Below are 14,686 nucleotides of genomic sequence, written 5' to 3'. Positions count from 1 at the left end.
ACGCTTAGTTTCTGTTACGGGTGACTTTAATGACGTCCGGCATGATGCGAATTTTGCGCATGATGTTTGCCAGATGCACGCGGTTGTGGGTGGTCAGCCGAATGTAGGCTATGTAGACCCGCCCGTCCTTCTCTTCCGTATTCAGGCTTTGAATATTGGACTTGGCCGAGTTGATTTCTGCCGTCAGGTTGGCGAGCACGCCCTGGTGGTTGAACATCTCCACCTTGATTTCGGCGATAAACTCCTGCTCGGTGTCTTCCGCCCACTCGACCGCCATGAACTTTTCCGGCTCTTTCTGGTAGCCGCGAATGTTTCGGCAAGACTCATGGTGAATGACCAGCCCTTTACCAGGGCTGACGTGGCCGATGATTGGGTCGCCGGGGATCGGGCGGCAGCACTTGGCGAACGTCAGCAGCACGCCGTCCGCGCCGCGAATAGCCAGCTTGCGCCCGTTGATGGCCGGCTCTTCGTCCTGCGCCTCGGCGTCGTTAAGCAGGTTTTTGGCGATCATGATGCTCATGACGTTGCCTAAGCCTACTTCGGCCAGCAGGTCGTCAAGGGTGGCAAGCTTGAGGCGCTTAAGCTCGCGGTTGAGGCTTTTCGCGTCGATGTCGCTGACCTTACGCCCTTGCCCTAACGCGTGGTTGAGGAGCCTGCGCCCTAAGCCTACGGCATCATCGCGCTTGAGGTTTTTCAGCATTTGGCGGATTTTGGTTCGCGCCTTGGAGGTGACGACAAAGTTTAGCCAAGCGGCGTTGGGCCTGGCGCCCGGCGCGGTGATGATCTCCACCGTCTGGCCGTTGTGCAGCTCCTGCGACAGCGGATAGGGCTGCCTGTCGACGCGAGCGCCGACGCAGGCGTGGCCGATGTCGGTATGCACCGCATAGGCGAAGTCCACCGCCGTGGAGCCTGCCTGAAGCTCAACGATGCGCCCTTTAGGTGTGAAAACGTATATTTCGTCCGGCAGCAGGTCGGATTTTACGCTTTCGATAAATTCAAACGAGCTGCCGGCGCTTTGCTGAAGCTCCAGCAGGCTTTGCATCCAGCGCTGGGCGCGGATCTGCGCGGCTGTGCCTGACTCACCCGCCTGTTTGTAAGCCCAGTGGGCGGCGACGCCCATCTCGGCCATCTGGTCCATGTCTTCGGTGCGGATCTGCACCTCGACCGGAACGCCGTGCGGGCCAATGAGCGAGGTATGCAGCGACTGGTAGCCGTTGGCCTTAGGGATCGCGATATAGTCTTTAACCCGGCCCGGGCGCGGCTTGTACAGGCTGTGAACCTGCCCCAGAACGCGATAGCAGGTATCTACGTCGCTGACGATGATGCGAAAGGCGTAGATGTCCATAATGGAGTGAAAGCGCTGCTCTTTAAGGTGCATCTTGCGATAGATCGAATACAGATGCTTTTCCCGACCGTTAACGCGGCAGGGGATGCCCGCCTCTTTGATCCGCCCGTCTATTTCGGACAGGATGCGTTGGATCATCTCTTTACGGTTGCCGCGCGCGGCTTTCACCACTTCTTTGATGACGCGATAGCGATTGGGATAGAGCGCTTCAAAACCGAGCTCTTCGAGCTCGATCTTCAAATGATGGATGCCGAGTCGGTGCGCCAGGGGGCTGTAAATTTCCAGCGTTTCCCGCGCGATGCGGCGGCGCTTGTCAGGGCGCAAAGACCCCAGCGTGCGCATGTTGTGAGTTCGGTCGGCGAGCTTGATGAGAATGACGCGGATGTCTTGCACCATCGCCATAATCATCTTGCGGAAGTTTTCCGCCTGCGCCTCTTTTTTATCGCGAAACTTCAGCTTATCGAGCTTGGAGACGCCTTCCACCAGTTCAGCCACGCTTTTGCCAAACTGGCTTTCGATGTCCTGATAGGTGGTGGGCGTGTCTTCAATCACGTCATGAAGCAGCGCGGCGATAAGCGTTTCATAGTCCAGCCGCATGCCCGCCAGAATGCAGGCGACGGCGACGGGGTGGGTAATGTAAGGCTCACCGCTGGAACGCGCTTGCCCCTCATGGGCGTCGCGCGCGACGACGAATGCCTGCTTAAGGCACTCTATCTGTTCTTCCGGCAGGTACTGTTTCGCCAGTGTGTTTAGGCTTTCAAACAGATACAAGGGCAAGTCCGCCAGCTATTAACGACGACCTTCAGCAATAGCGGCGACGGCTTGCATTTCAGCGGCATCCTGCTCTTGCTGTTCCTGACGGGCCTGGGAATCCAGAATTTGGCTGTTGATCAGGCCTTCTTCGATTTCACGCAGGGCGATAACGGTGTACTTATCGTTTTCTTCCGGCACCAGAGGATCTTTGCCCTGGGTTTGGATTTGACGAGCGCGACGAGCCGCGACCAGAACCAGGTCAAAGCGGTTGCCAATTTTTTCTACAGCGTCTTGAACGGTTACGCGTGCCATAAATGTATCACTCCACAGATGAAAAACGGACTGGGCATCATACTGAAACCGGCCTCAGTCTGCCAATAGTTTACTGATTAACGCTTCATTTCGCAGTTTCTGACGGTCCAGACGCAGGCGTTCGCTGCGAATGATGGCCCTCAGATCGTGCAAAGCGAGATCGAAATCGTCGTTGATGAGCAGATAGTCGTACTCATCATAGTGGGACATCTCCCTTACTGCCTTATCCATACGCCCGGCGATCACTTCATCGCTGTCCTGGCCGCGTCCCTGAAGGCGGCGGACCAGTTCATCCTTAGAGGGCGGAAGAATGAATACGCTGCGGCTTTGCGGCATTTTTTCCCGGATCTGGCGGGCGCCCTGCCAGTCGATGTCCAAAAAGACGTCAATGCCCTGAGAAAGCGCACGCTCGATTTTTGCCCGCGAAGTGCCGTAGTAGTTGCCGAACACTTCCGCATATTCTAAAAACGCGTCTTCTGCGATGAGGCGCTTAAATTCCTCAGTGCTAACGTAGTAGTAGTGCTCGCCTTCGGCCTCTCCCGGCCGCTTTTCCCGAGTGGTGTGGGAAATGGAAACCTGCATATCGTACGTCGGCTGCGTTTTTAACAGTGCCTGAATCAGGCTGGATTTTCCCGCGCCGCTGGGAGCGGAAATAATATAAAGCGTACCTTTTGCCATCGAACCCTTCGCTATCGTTGTACTTGCGCGCTGCTGCCGTCGTCGTTTGGTCTTGAATATATTGAACAATAGCCCGAAGCGAACCGGATGAGATTGCCGTTCACTTAGCGCATATCGAATATAAAGGCGTAAAAAATCCCCTAATAGTATACACCGTCGCCATTACGCATAAAACCTCGTCACACCATAACCTTCTTATTTTTATTTTGTGCAGCGGAAAGTTTCTATTTCGAGCTGCTTCGCAAAATAAAGCGGCATTACATGAAATACCTTTTTTCTTTTTGGCGCGTTTTCCTCTTTTGCCGTTTTTTACTGGCCGCTTGCGATTGGTCGGATTTTAATGGCGCCAGTCAATAAAGGGAGATCGAACGTGTTATTAATCATAAGGCTGGTGCTGGCCGGGCTGCTGGTTTTTTTGCTGAACCACGCTGCGCTGGCGAAGGAAAACGGCGGCTGCCCGCCGTGGAGCGCAAAGCGGGCGACAAAGGAAATGGACGCGCTGACGTCGGCTCTGAACCGTTGGGATAGCGCCTATCGCCAGAACGGCGTTTCCCTGATTGAGGATGAGGTTTACGACCAGCTGGCGGCGCAGCGGGAGCGCTGGCGCGCCTGTTTTCCCGAGATAGAGAGCAAAAGACGCAATAGCTTACCGCCGCCGCGCGCTTATCCCGTGGTGCATCCGGTCGTCCATACGGGGTTGAACAAGCTGGAGGACGAGCGAGCGGTAAAGATGTGGATAGCGAAGCGACAAGACCTGTGGCTACAGCCGAAGATTGACGGTGTGGCCGCAACGCTGACGTATCAGAACGGCCGGTTGGTGTCCGCCGTCAGCCGAGGCGACGGCGAGCGCGGGGAGGACTGGACTGCGAGGGCGCGGGAGCTGCCCGGCGTCCCGCAGCGAATCAATACCTCCTTGCCGCTGGTTGTTGTGCAGGGAGAGCTGTTTTGGCGGCTGGGCTCCCACGTTCAGAAGCAGGACGGCGGGCAAAACGCCAGAGCGAAGGTCGCCGGCGCGATGATGAGCAAAACGGCCTCTTCGCAGGCGGCACAGCGCGTCGCCTTCTGGGTTTGGGAGTGGCCAAACGGGCCTGAGAGCATGAGCGAGCGGCTGGCAGGATTGGCGGCGATGGGCTTTACGTTCGGCTCCGGGCCTGAGGATACGCGCCGGATTTCCTCATTTGACGACGCCGCCGACCTGCGGAAGTACTGGTTCGAGCACCCTCAGCCTTTCGCCAGCGACGGCGTCGTCATTCGTCAGGGAGAGCGCCCTCCGGGCGACGGCTGGGCTGCGCGATCGCCCATTTGGGCCGCCGCGTGGAAGTACCCTCCGCCGCAGCAGACGGCGGAAGTGACGGCGATTTCCTTTAACGTAGGGCGAACGGGAAGGACGTCTGCGGTGGCCCATCTGAGGCCGGTCACGCTGGGAGATAAGCGGGTAAAACGCGTGGCGTTGGGTACGCTGTCTCGCTGGCGTGCGCTTGACGTTCGCCCCGGCGACGTCGTTGCGCTTACTCTCGCCGGGCAGGGCATCCCGCACGTGAATCGGGTCGTTTGGCGAACGGAGGAAAGGGGTGAGGTTTCCGCTCCGGATCCATCCCGCTACCACCGCTTAAGCTGCTGGCGCATCGAAGAGGAGGAATGTCGGGAGCAGTACGTTTCCCGCTTGGTCTGGCTAAGTGGAAAGCAGGGGCTGGGCCTCAGCGGCCTTAGCGAAAAAAGCTGGCAAAGGCTGGTGGATGGCGGAAAAGCGCCGGACTTGGCGTCGTGGCTGTCCCTAACCCGCGAGGAGATTGAGTCTCTACCCGGCTACGGCCCGCGCGCGGCGAACCGGCTGTATGAGCAAATCGCCAGAGCGAAGAAGCAAGACGCCGCGCTGTGGCTACGCGGCTTGGGTATGACCTTTGTGTCGCGGTCCCACATCCGCGAAACCGGTTGGGAACGTCTTGCCGCCAGAGACGAGTTGGCGTGGCGACAGGAGGCGGGCTTAAGCGAGAGCGGCGCGCACAGGGCATTTGAATTCGTTCATCATCCCGAACTGCTGGCCGTTATCGCGCGCCTTAAGGATGAAGGCATTGAAGGCTTTTAGCACGCTTCGCTCGTCGGCTCTCGGTGCATATAGCATGCGCCTTCGCCGTAGGCCTTTAGCTTTTCCCGCAGCCGCGGCGTTTCGGCTACGGGCCGATACCCCTGATTTTGCCAATAGCTTTTAGCCTGCGCCAGAGACACCAGGCTGGTGTGGCTAAGACCCTGCCGCTTCGCGCTGCGGCGAGCGGCGTTAAACAGTGCCTTACCAACGCCGAGCCGCTGGGCGTTAGGCGCAATGGCGCAGTCGTGAACGAACCAGCTGTCAGCGAACTTTGGCAGCGCGTCCAGCGTTCCGTCCAGCTCGGGCGGGAAGGCGCGTTGCCAGGGGTAGGATATCAGGTAGCCAAGCAGAGAGCCTGACGGCTCAGCGCCGTTCGCCGCGACCCAGCAGCTGTCGGCCGAGAGCGAGAGGCGGTTTTCGAAGAAGGCGGCGCTTTCTAAAATGTCGGGGGAGTAAACGGCAGCCTGTATGCGCAGGACGTTTTTAATGTCGTCCTCGGCCATCGGGCGAATGCGGTACAACACGATAAAACCTTTTAAATTAATGGATAACGGTAGAAATAAAACGCTTTTGGCTAGTATACCTGAAGTCAGGCGTGAAGGCTAAGTTGGGAAGATGCGTAGGCTTGAGTGAAGCTGTCATACTTTTATATTGTGGATTATAATGAACGAATCGAACGATTTAATCGATCTAATTAAAAGGATGACGCTAATGCAAACGTTAACTGCAAATGAAGCTAAGACACAGTTTGGCGATATGCTGCTTAAGGTGCAACGGGAGCCTGTGCAAATTAGCCGTAACGGTAAACCCGTTGCGGTTGTTATTTCAATTGAGGAGTATCAGCATATGGAAATGATTAAGAGACAGAGGTTGGTAGAGAAATTGCAACGAGCGAAAGGGGATATTGCTAATGGTGATATGGTTGATGGGGAACAGTTCTTTTCCGAACTTTTAACTGGCCCCCGAGACTAATGGGACGATATGTTTTAACAGCGGAAGCTCAAAAGGACTTAGTAGATATTCGTAGGTATACGCGTGAACAATGGGATAACCGTCAATCCGTTAGTTACCTTTCCCAAATGCAGCGCACTCTACAAAACTTAGCCGATGCACCAGCAATAGGAAAAAGTAGAGAAGATGAGTTTGGTTTGAACGTTTACAGTTTTCCTTATTCTAGCCACATAATTTATTATGCAAGGCACTCCACCGGAATAGTCATCTTGGCTGTTTTACATCAAAGTCAGATCCCTGCCAGTCATCTTCTTCACCGGCCCCACTAGATTAACCACCCAAGCCACGGCGTTTTGCCGCGGCTTGGGTTTTAGCTTATCACTCGACCGACTCTTCCGCCTTGATGCGGGGCCGGTAGGGGAAGCGCTTGCGCACCAGCACGAAGAACAACGGTACGAAGAAGATGGCCAGGAAGGTGGCGGTCAGCATACCGCCCAGTACCCCGGTGCCGACGGCGTGCTGGCTGCCGGAGCCCGCGCCGTTGCTGATGGCCATCGGCAGCACGCCGAAGATAAACGCCATCGAGGTCATCAGTATTGGCCGCAGGCGGTAGCGGCAGGCTTCCAGCGTTGCCGTCATCAGGTCTTTGCCTGCGCGGTTAAGATCGTTGGCGAATTCGACGATGAGGATGGCGTTCTTGGCCGACAGGCCGATAATCGTCAGGATCCCGACCTGGAAGTACACGTCATTTTCTAACCCGCGCAGCGACGTCGCCACTACGGCGCCGAGTATGCCAAGAGGCACTACCAGCATGACCGAGAACGGAATTGACCAACTCTCATACAGTGCGGCGAGGCAGAGGAAAACGACCAGTAGGGAAATCGCGTACAGTACCGGCGCCTGCGATCCGGAGAGGCGTTCCTGATAGGACATGCCGGTCCAGTCCAATCCGATGCCGTCCGGCAGCTGTGCGACCAGTTTCTCCATGGTGTCCATCGCGGTGCCGCTGCTGACGTTAGGCGCAGCTTCGCCAAGGATTTCCACCGCAGCGTTGCCGTTATAGCGCTCTAGCCTTGGCGAGCCGTAAACCCAGCGGGTTGAAGCGAACTCGGAGAACGGCACCATGTCGCCGTTTGCGTTGTTGACGTACCAGCGGTTGATATCGTCGGGCTGCATGCGGTAAGGCGCTGCGCTTTGGACGTAAACCTTTTTGACTCGACCGCGATCGAGAAAGTCGTTGACGTAGGTCGAACCCCAGGCGGTTTTCAGCGTGTTGTTGATATCGTCAATCTTGATGCTCAGCGCCTGCGCCTTGCGCTGGTCAATATCGACCTGAAGTTCCGGGCTGTCGTCCAGGCCGTTGTGCCGTACGCGGGTGAGCGACGGCTCTTTAGCGGCGGCTTCCAGCAGCGTATCGCGTGCCTTCATCAGCGCATCGTGCCCAAGCCCGGCGAAGTCCTGTAGCTCCATATCAAAACCGGAAGAGCTGCCTAAGCCGGAGATGGCCGGCGGGCTGCTGGCGAATACGCGGGCCTCGCTAATTTTATTGAAGGCGCGGGTGGCGCGCTCAATGATGGCGAACGAGCTGTCTTCCGACGAGGTGCGTTCCTTCCAGTCTTTCAAGCGAACGAACAGGCGCGCAACGTTTTGGCCGTTTCCTCCGGGGCCGGAACCTACGATAGCAAAAGCCGACAGCACGTTTTTCTTTTCATCATCCAGCAGGTATTTTTCTACTTTTTCAACGACTTTCAGCGTTTGTTGCTGCGTCGAACCCACCGGGAGCTGTACCTGGACCATGAATACGCCGCGGTCTTCAAGGGGAAGAAACGAGGTTGGCAATTTCATGAACAGCCAAGCCAGCCCGCCGACTATCAGTACGTAAATCAGGATAGTGCGTCCGCTGCGGTGGATAACGTTAGTGACGCCGCGCTCGTAGCAGTGGGCGCTTTTGTCAAAGGAGCGATTAAACCAACCAAAAAAGCCCCGCCGAGTGTGGATATGTCCGCTGGGGATGGGCTTAAGCATCGTGGCGCACAGCGCCGGCGTCAGAATAAGCGCAACCAGTACCGACAGCACCATGGCGGAGACGATAGTGATAGAAAATTGACGATAGATTGCGCCGGTAGTGCCGCCTAAAAACGCCATGGGGACGAATACCGCCGACAGCACCAGCGCGATGCCGACCAGCGCGCTTTGGATTTGCCCCATTGACTTACGCGTTGCCTCTCGGGGCGAAAGCCCTTCCACCGCCATGACGCGCTCGACGTTTTCTACGACGACGATGGCGTCGTCGACCAAAAGTCCGATCGCCAGCACCATGGCGAACATAGTCAGCGTATTGACGCTAAAGCCGAAGAGGTAGAGGACGGAAAATGTTCCCAGCAGTACGACCGGGACGGCGATGGTAGGAATGAGCGTTGCCCGAAAGTTCTGTAAAAACAGATACATTACCAGGAAAACTAACAAAACCGCCTCAAACAGCGTCTTTACGACGTCTTTGATGGAGGCTTCAACGAACGGCGTGGTTTCATAAGCGTATTCCGCCTTCAGCCCGTGGGGGAAGTAGTGCGACAGTTCGGCAATCTTGTCTTTTACCAGCTTGTCGGTCGCCAGCTCGTTGGCGCCGGACGCCAGCTTAATCCCCATGCCGGAGGCGGGCATGCCGTTATAGCGGCTCAGGTAGTCGTACTTTTCCGCGCCCAGTTCAACGGTGGCGACGTCGCCCAGCGTAACGAAGGAGCCGTCCTGATTTACTCGCAGCGTGATGGCGCGAAACTGCTCCGCCGTCTGCAGCTGGGCCTGTGCGTTCATGGTGGCGTTGAGCGTCTGGCCGGCTACCGACGGCGTACCGCCAACCTGACCGACGGCGATTTGCTTGTTTTGTGAAGAGATGGCGTCGACGACGTTTTGCGCCGTCAGCCTATAGCTATTGAGCTTGTTCGGATCGAGCCAAATCCGCATGGCGTATTGCGAACCGTAGGCGTCCACGCTGCCAACGCCGTTGATACGGCTGATAGGGTCCTGCAAATTACTGGCGACGTAGTCGGCAATATCCTGACGGTTCATGCTGTGATCGGTTGACACAAAGGCGACGGTCATCAGCGAGCTGTCGCCGGATTTCGACACGGTGACGCCCTGCTGCTGTACGTCCTGAGGCAGCTTTCGGGTGGCGCTTTGCAGCTTGTTTTGCACCTGCTGCATCGCTTCGTTGGGGTCAGTACCAGCGGTAAAGGTGAGCGTGATGGATGCGCTGCCGGTGTTGCTGCTCTGGGACGACATGTACATCAGGTTGTCGAGCCCGGTCATGCTCTGCTCAATAATTTGGGTGACCGTGTTTTCCAGCGTTTGGGCCGATGCGCCCGGATAGCTGGCGGAAATTCTGACCGTCGGCGGCGCCAGATTTGGATACTGTTCTACCGGCAGTGAATTGAGGGCAAGCAGCCCGGACAGGCTGAGAATAATAGCGATAACCCAGGCAAAGATGGGGCGGTCGGTAAAAAAGTTAGCCATGGATACTGCTTCTCATCAGGTAACGCCTTTTTATTGAAGACTGTTTGTCAGCATATTTGTCAATATTGCCGCCATTTTACTCCGTCCCTCACAAAAAAAGGTGGAGAAAAAATGGAGATACTGTAAAGAAGTGTGCAGCCTGTGGAAAGCGCCAGCGTATTAATTCTCGCGTTCATCGCTCTGTAGCGCCTATTTACGTCGCTGCAATTTTCCTCAATTCGCCTTTTTCCAGTGAATGGCTGATTTATAGATTATCATTAGGCTGTGTCTTCTGACTGCGTCAATCGTTATTCGAAGAGGCTTACAGGGAGGGAGGATCGCGCGCAGGATGCGGTTATTCGCCGTCAGTTTTGGCGATTTTCACTCACTCATTGATAACGTTATTCATGAAAAAGTTTATCTCCTTTCTCTATAACAGGTTGATTCAACGCGTTATCGCCCATTCGATGTCGATAGACCGCATCGAGGATGAGCGAAAGGTGAAGCACGTCATCTATACCACGGTCTTTACCGCCATTGGCGCTTTTGCGTTCGTGCCGGTTCACCTGTTTGGCGCTCAAAGCTGGCTTGCCGCGCTGTGTAATGCGGTGTGCGGTTTTCTTAGCATTATTATTCTGGTCGATCTGTGGATGAGAGGGCGCTTAAAGCAGAGCGTGTGGTTTACCGTAATATTGACCTCTCTGCTGGTCATCATCGTGTTCTGGGCGCTTCAAGGGGAATACCAAATCAGCGCCTATCTGGTGATCCCGGCGGGCTTTGCCTTCCTTCTCTTGGGCGGAAAGCAGGGGTCTGCCTACAGCGTCTGCTATTTTCTCGTTATTCTGACGATTATGTTAACCCATTTGGGCAGCTGGCCGATGTTCAACCAGAGCTATGTGGCGTTGCTCAACCTGTTGGGAGCCATCGCGCTATCGCTGTTTTGGGGATATATCGGTGAGTACATTCGCGGCGGCAGCTTTCAGGAGCTGGAAGTGATTGCCGATAGCGACAGCTTAACGTCCGCCATTAACCGACGTTCCTTTTTTGCCCACCTGCAGGGATTAAAACAGCAGGCGACGGCTGAGCGAATGACGTTCGCCATGATGATTATCGATATCGACTACTTTAAGTCCGTCAACGATACCTACGGGCATGACAGCGGCGATCGGGTGCTGGTGGACGTCGTCAAGCTGGTGAAGGGCACGGTAAGAAGCGGCGACATCGTCGGGCGCATCGGCGGAGAGGAGTTCGCGCTGCTGTTGCCTAACCTGACGCGAATCGAGGCCTTTAGCAGCGCCAGTCGCCTGTGTAAACGCGTTCAACGCCATGAATTCACCTCGACGGACGGCGCTCGGATCTCTTTGACAATAAGCATCGGCGTAACGGTGATTACGCCGGATAAAGACATGATGACGCCGGAAGATATCTACCGCTCGGCCGACAGCCAGCTGTATCGGGCGAAGAGAAGCGGGCGAAACCGCATCTCTATTGATTCCCGATAGGCCGCGTGCCGGCGCTTACTTCATGCGGCGACTGACGGAGACTTCCTGACCGAGCTGCCAGACGGCCATGGCATAGTGGGTACTGTGGTTGTAGCGCGTAATGGCGTAGAAGTTGGGCAATCCGTACCAGTACTGAAAGCTTTTTCCCATATCCAGTCTAAGCAGGCTGGTTTCCTTATAGTTCCCCAACGGAGCCGTAGGCCTGAGTTTGGCGGCGGCAAGAGCGGTCGCGGTGTAGCGCGTGTTGAAGCCGTGCTTCAGCATGGGGGCGTCGCCCTGAGCGACGATGGCCACTTTTTCGCCCGGCTGCCAGCCGTGGGCCTTAAAGTAGTTCGCGACGCTGCCAATGGCGTCAACCGGATCCCACAGGTTGACGTGCCCGTCGCCGTTGAAGTCGACGGCGTAGTCCTTAAAGGATGACGGCATAAACTGGCCGTAGCCCATAGCGCCGGCATAGGAACCCTGTAGCGACAGCGGATCCCTACCTTCTGCGCGTGCCATCAGCAGGTAAATTTCCAGCTCTTTGGTAAAGTAGGCTGCCCGGCGCGGGTAGTCAAAGGAGAGCGTCGCTAGCGCGTCGATAATGCGGGTTTTTCCCATCACTCGGCCCCAGCGGGTTTCTACGCCAATAATGCCGACGATGATTTCCGGCGGCACGCCGTACGTTTTCTCTGCCCGCTTAAGCGCATCTTCGTACTGGTTCCAGAACTCCACCCCTTTTTGCACGTTATCGGTAGTGATGAACTTGTTGCGATAGCGGATCCAGGCGCCGTTAGGCACCGGCACGCTCGGCGTTTGCGGCGTGGTTTTAGGCGTCGGCGCCTGCTGCTCCATCAGGTTTAAAACGTAGTCCAAGCGCTTGGTCTGGGCCAGAACGTCGTGAAGCTGCTGCCGGTCGAAGCCGTGGGTATTTACCATGTTGTCGATAAAGCGCTCCGCATTCGGATTGCCGGAAAAGTCGCCCGTCAACGGATGAACGCTGTGCTCTGGGTCCAGCTTAAAGCCGCCGGACATGGAACTCTCCAATTCGCTTTTGGCGCTGAGGTCGGGCTTGCTGCTACAGGCGGTGAGCAACAGGAATAGGGGCAGAAAGAGAGTCAGATAGCGCATGTCACATCCGTAGGCGGCAGAATAAAAAAACAGCCACTATGGTAAGACATTCTGATAGCCGCTTAAACCGGAATCTTTCATTGCGGGACGGCTCGCTTTTTACTAAAGATGAACGGACAGAATGCGGCTCGTCTGGGTATACTGCACATCACGACTTTTTCACGAGCAACAGTCATGACGACAACGATAAAGCGGGCGTCCTGGGCGGGCGGATGGGCGACCCTGCGCGATCTGGAAATTGTGCAAACGGTGATAGACGCCGGCAGCGTAACCGGCGCGGCGGAGCGGTTGGGGATTTCTCAACCGGCGGTGAGCCGCACGCTCAACCAGATAGAGACCCGCTGCGGCCGTCCACTGTTCCTGCGGGAGGGCAATCGCCTCAGCCCAACCGCCGACGCGCTAACGCTTTATCAGGAAATAGGCATTATCGCCGAGTCATTTAGCCGGCTGACCCAGTTTCAGCAGCGTCAGCGCCGGGCGCCGCTTCGCATTCTGGCGCCGTCGACGCTGGCCCACGGCTTTGTAAACCGCATAACTGCCGAGTTTATGCAGGCTTATCCTGAGATTACCGTCTATCTGGAGATCGTGCGCAGCGAGCAGATCCCGGCGATGATGGCGCAGGGGCAGGCGGACGTCGCGATAGCCGACGCTGTGGCCTATAACGACAACTACAGCCTTAGCCAGACGCCCGTTCGCAAAACCCGCATCGTCTGTGCGCTGCCCGTCGGGCACCCGCTTTGCGAGACGCCTGAAATTACTCCTGACGACCTTCACGGTCTTCCCTTTATCGCCCTCATCAAAAACAACATCGGCCGCGATCTGCTGGATCGGGCGCTGGCCAAATCGGGCGCCGAGCCGCGTCGGGTTGCGGAGGTCTCCGATCTGGAAAGCGCTCTGACGTTTGTCGAGGCAGGGCTGGGGCTAAGCCTGGTCAGCGCGTTTCCGCTGCCGAATTCGTCGACCGTTTGCTATCGGCCGTTTTTACCGGAAATCCAGAGCGAAATCGTCTGCTTCAGTCGAAAAGCGGCCGACGGCGACACCCAGCGCTACATCGACTTTCTGCGCGCCCGTCAGCCTGAAAGCGACGCGTTTTCCGCGCCGCTCTGAGAGGGCTATGGTCGTTCCAGAATGGCCTGAATCCCTTCGGTGAACAGCGTCAGCCCGGTCGTTAGCGCCGCCTCGTCGATGTCAAAGCGGGCGTGGTGGTGGCCGGCGGTTTGAGACGCGCCGACGATAAAGAAAATCGCCTTGCCGCCGTGTTCCTGTACGCGCCTTACCATAAGCGAGACGTCTTCGCTGCCGCCCATTGAAGCACTGACGTTGGTCAGAGCGGGGAGGCCATCAACGACGCCCTGCATAACGTCGACCATCTCTGGGTCGTTAGTAAAATCCAGCGCTTCGCCGGTTTTCTCTATTTTAGTCGTGAGCTGGTGGATTTGGGCCGCACCCAGCGCGCAGCGCTCGACGTAGTCGACCAAATATTGGGTGATTTCTGCCGTTTGCCCGCGCACTTCGATTTCCATTTTCGCCGTCGCCGGGATAACGTTGCGGCCTTCTCCTGCCCGCAGCGTGCCGACGTTGATGCGCGACATGCCGCCGCTGTGGCGGGGCGCCGCCATGATTTGCCCGGCGGCCAGGCAGGCGCCCGTCAGCGCGTTGTGGCCTTTTTCCGGGTCTGCGCCCGCGTGAGCCGGCTTGCCCTCAAAGTAGACGTCGAGCTTGGTGGTGCAGAGGAAGTCCTTCGGGTCGAGGGCCACTTCCCCCATTTTCAGATTACAGCCCAGGTGCATGCCCATCAGGTAGTCGACGTCGTCCAGCACGCCGCTGTCGCTGATTGGGCGAGCGCCGCGGACGCCCTCTTCCGCCGGCTGAAAAATCAGCTTGAACCTGCCGCGAAGCCCGGCGCGGTTTTTGCACAGCCAGGCGGCGACGCCGAGCCCGATGGCGCTGTGCCCGTCGTGGCCGCAGGCGTGCATCAGGCCGTCGCAGCGGGAGGCGAAGCCTTCTTTGGCCGGGAGGTGTTCTTGCTCATTGGATTCCTGTACCGCGACGCAGTCGATGTCGAAACGAAAGCCGAAGGTGGGGCCGGGAACGCCGGTATCCAGCTCGGCCATACAGCCGGTGAGTCCGTCCATTTCGTCCAACAGTGCTTGAGAAACGCCCTGTTCCTTGGCCGCGTCAATCGCCCGCGCAACCAACTGTTCGTCGCGGCCGAGAATGCTTTCCCGACGCACGATCTGCGGGCCGGTTTTGACCGAAAGCCCCATGCTGCGCAGGGTTTGAATAATCGTTGCGGTGGTGACGAACTCCGTCCAGCCTATTTCAGGATACCGGTGGATTTGCCTGCGCCAGGCGCGGAGCTGGTCTGGGGTGATTGATGTCATGGAGAATTCCTCTTCTTTCGTACGAGACCGGATGGGAAGCGTAAATAATATAAGTTATGATTTTAATAACCCATAA

General features: G+C 56.9%; 12 protein-coding genes. 5 read left to right on the top strand and 7 right to left on the bottom strand.

Annotation, left to right across the window (positions count from 1 at the left end; all coding sequences use genetic code 11):
- Window positions 1-4: 4 nt before the first annotated feature.
- The 3 genes from spoT to gmk are packed head-to-tail and all read right to left on the bottom strand — an operon-like array spanning window position 5 to window position 3,088.
- The gene (gene spoT, locus G544_RS0105945) at window positions 5-2,116 is read right to left on the bottom strand and encodes a bifunctional GTP diphosphokinase/guanosine-3',5'-bis pyrophosphate 3'-pyrophosphohydrolase (RefSeq protein ID WP_027273748.1); all 2,112 of its coding nucleotides are present in this window, start codon (window positions 2,114-2,116) and stop codon (window positions 5-7) included.
- Between the two features lie 18 nt (window positions 2,117-2,134).
- Complete coding sequence (gene rpoZ, locus G544_RS0105940) at window positions 2,135-2,410, bottom strand: DNA-directed RNA polymerase subunit omega (RefSeq protein ID WP_027273747.1); 276 nt, start codon at window positions 2,408-2,410, stop codon at window positions 2,135-2,137.
- Between the two features lie 54 nt (window positions 2,411-2,464).
- Window positions 2,465-3,088, bottom strand: a complete 624-nt coding sequence (gene gmk / locus G544_RS0105935) for a guanylate kinase (RefSeq protein WP_027273746.1) — start codon at window positions 3,086-3,088, stop codon at window positions 2,465-2,467.
- 370 nt (window positions 3,089-3,458) lie between these two features.
- Between gmk and ligB the strand changes: the two genes are divergently transcribed.
- Window positions 3,459-5,174, top strand: a complete 1,716-nt coding sequence (gene ligB, locus G544_RS0105930) for an NAD-dependent DNA ligase LigB (RefSeq protein WP_051155594.1) — start codon at window positions 3,459-3,461, stop codon at window positions 5,172-5,174.
- Here the strand turns inward: ligB and G544_RS0105925 are convergent.
- Complete coding sequence (locus G544_RS0105925; protein ID WP_211218895.1) at window positions 5,171-5,698, bottom strand: GNAT family N-acetyltransferase; 528 nt, start codon at window positions 5,696-5,698, stop codon at window positions 5,171-5,173. The genes ligB and G544_RS0105925 overlap by 4 nt on opposite strands.
- Window positions 5,699-5,885: 187 nt before the next feature.
- Between G544_RS0105925 and G544_RS0105920 the strand changes: the two genes are divergently transcribed.
- Window positions 5,886-6,146: a type II toxin-antitoxin system Phd/YefM family antitoxin gene (locus G544_RS0105920; protein WP_027273743.1), complete on the top strand. Its 261-nt coding sequence runs from the start codon at window positions 5,886-5,888 to the stop codon at window positions 6,144-6,146.
- On the top strand, window positions 6,146-6,454 hold the full coding sequence (locus G544_RS21590; RefSeq protein WP_071783285.1) for a type II toxin-antitoxin system RelE/ParE family toxin: 309 nt from the start codon (window positions 6,146-6,148) through the stop codon (window positions 6,452-6,454). The genes G544_RS0105920 and G544_RS21590 overlap by 1 nt, the downstream gene beginning before the upstream one ends.
- A 49-nt stretch (window positions 6,455-6,503) precedes the next feature.
- Here G544_RS21590 and acrD read toward each other — a convergent pair whose 3' ends face one another.
- Complete coding sequence (gene acrD, locus G544_RS0105915) at window positions 6,504-9,635, bottom strand: multidrug efflux RND transporter permease AcrD (RefSeq protein ID WP_027273742.1); 3,132 nt, start codon at window positions 9,633-9,635, stop codon at window positions 6,504-6,506.
- A 386-nt stretch (window positions 9,636-10,021) separates the two neighbouring features.
- On the opposite strand from acrD, the gene G544_RS0105910 reads away from it, so the two are divergent.
- The gene (locus G544_RS0105910; RefSeq protein ID WP_027273741.1) at window positions 10,022-11,116 is read left to right on the top strand and encodes a GGDEF domain-containing protein; all 1,095 of its coding nucleotides are present in this window, start codon (window positions 10,022-10,024) and stop codon (window positions 11,114-11,116) included.
- Window positions 11,117-11,131: 15 nt separating this feature from the next.
- Here the strand turns inward: G544_RS0105910 and mltB are convergent, their stop codons facing one another.
- Complete coding sequence (mltB, locus tag G544_RS0105905) at window positions 11,132-12,226, bottom strand: lytic murein transglycosylase B (RefSeq protein WP_027273740.1); 1,095 nt, start codon at window positions 12,224-12,226, stop codon at window positions 11,132-11,134.
- A 174-nt stretch (window positions 12,227-12,400) separates the two neighbouring features.
- On the opposite strand from mltB, the gene G544_RS0105900 reads away from it, so the two are divergent.
- Window positions 12,401-13,333: a LysR substrate-binding domain-containing protein gene (locus tag G544_RS0105900; RefSeq protein ID WP_027273739.1), complete on the top strand. Its 933-nt coding sequence runs from the start codon at window positions 12,401-12,403 to the stop codon at window positions 13,331-13,333.
- Window positions 13,334-13,338: 5 nt separating this feature from the next.
- Here the strand turns inward: G544_RS0105900 and G544_RS0105895 are convergent, their stop codons facing one another.
- Complete coding sequence (locus tag G544_RS0105895; RefSeq protein WP_027273738.1) at window positions 13,339-14,610, bottom strand: amidohydrolase; 1,272 nt, start codon at window positions 14,608-14,610, stop codon at window positions 13,339-13,341.
- Window positions 14,611-14,686: the final 76 nt, after the last annotated feature.

Origin of the sequence: Leminorella grimontii ATCC 33999 = DSM 5078, assembly GCF_000439085.1 — a bacterium.
In the GTDB taxonomy this organism is placed as follows: Bacteria; Pseudomonadota; Gammaproteobacteria; order Enterobacterales; family Enterobacteriaceae; genus Leminorella; species Leminorella grimontii.
Note: the sequence above shows the minus strand (reverse complement) of the source record. Positions and strands in the feature narration are given on the sequence as shown.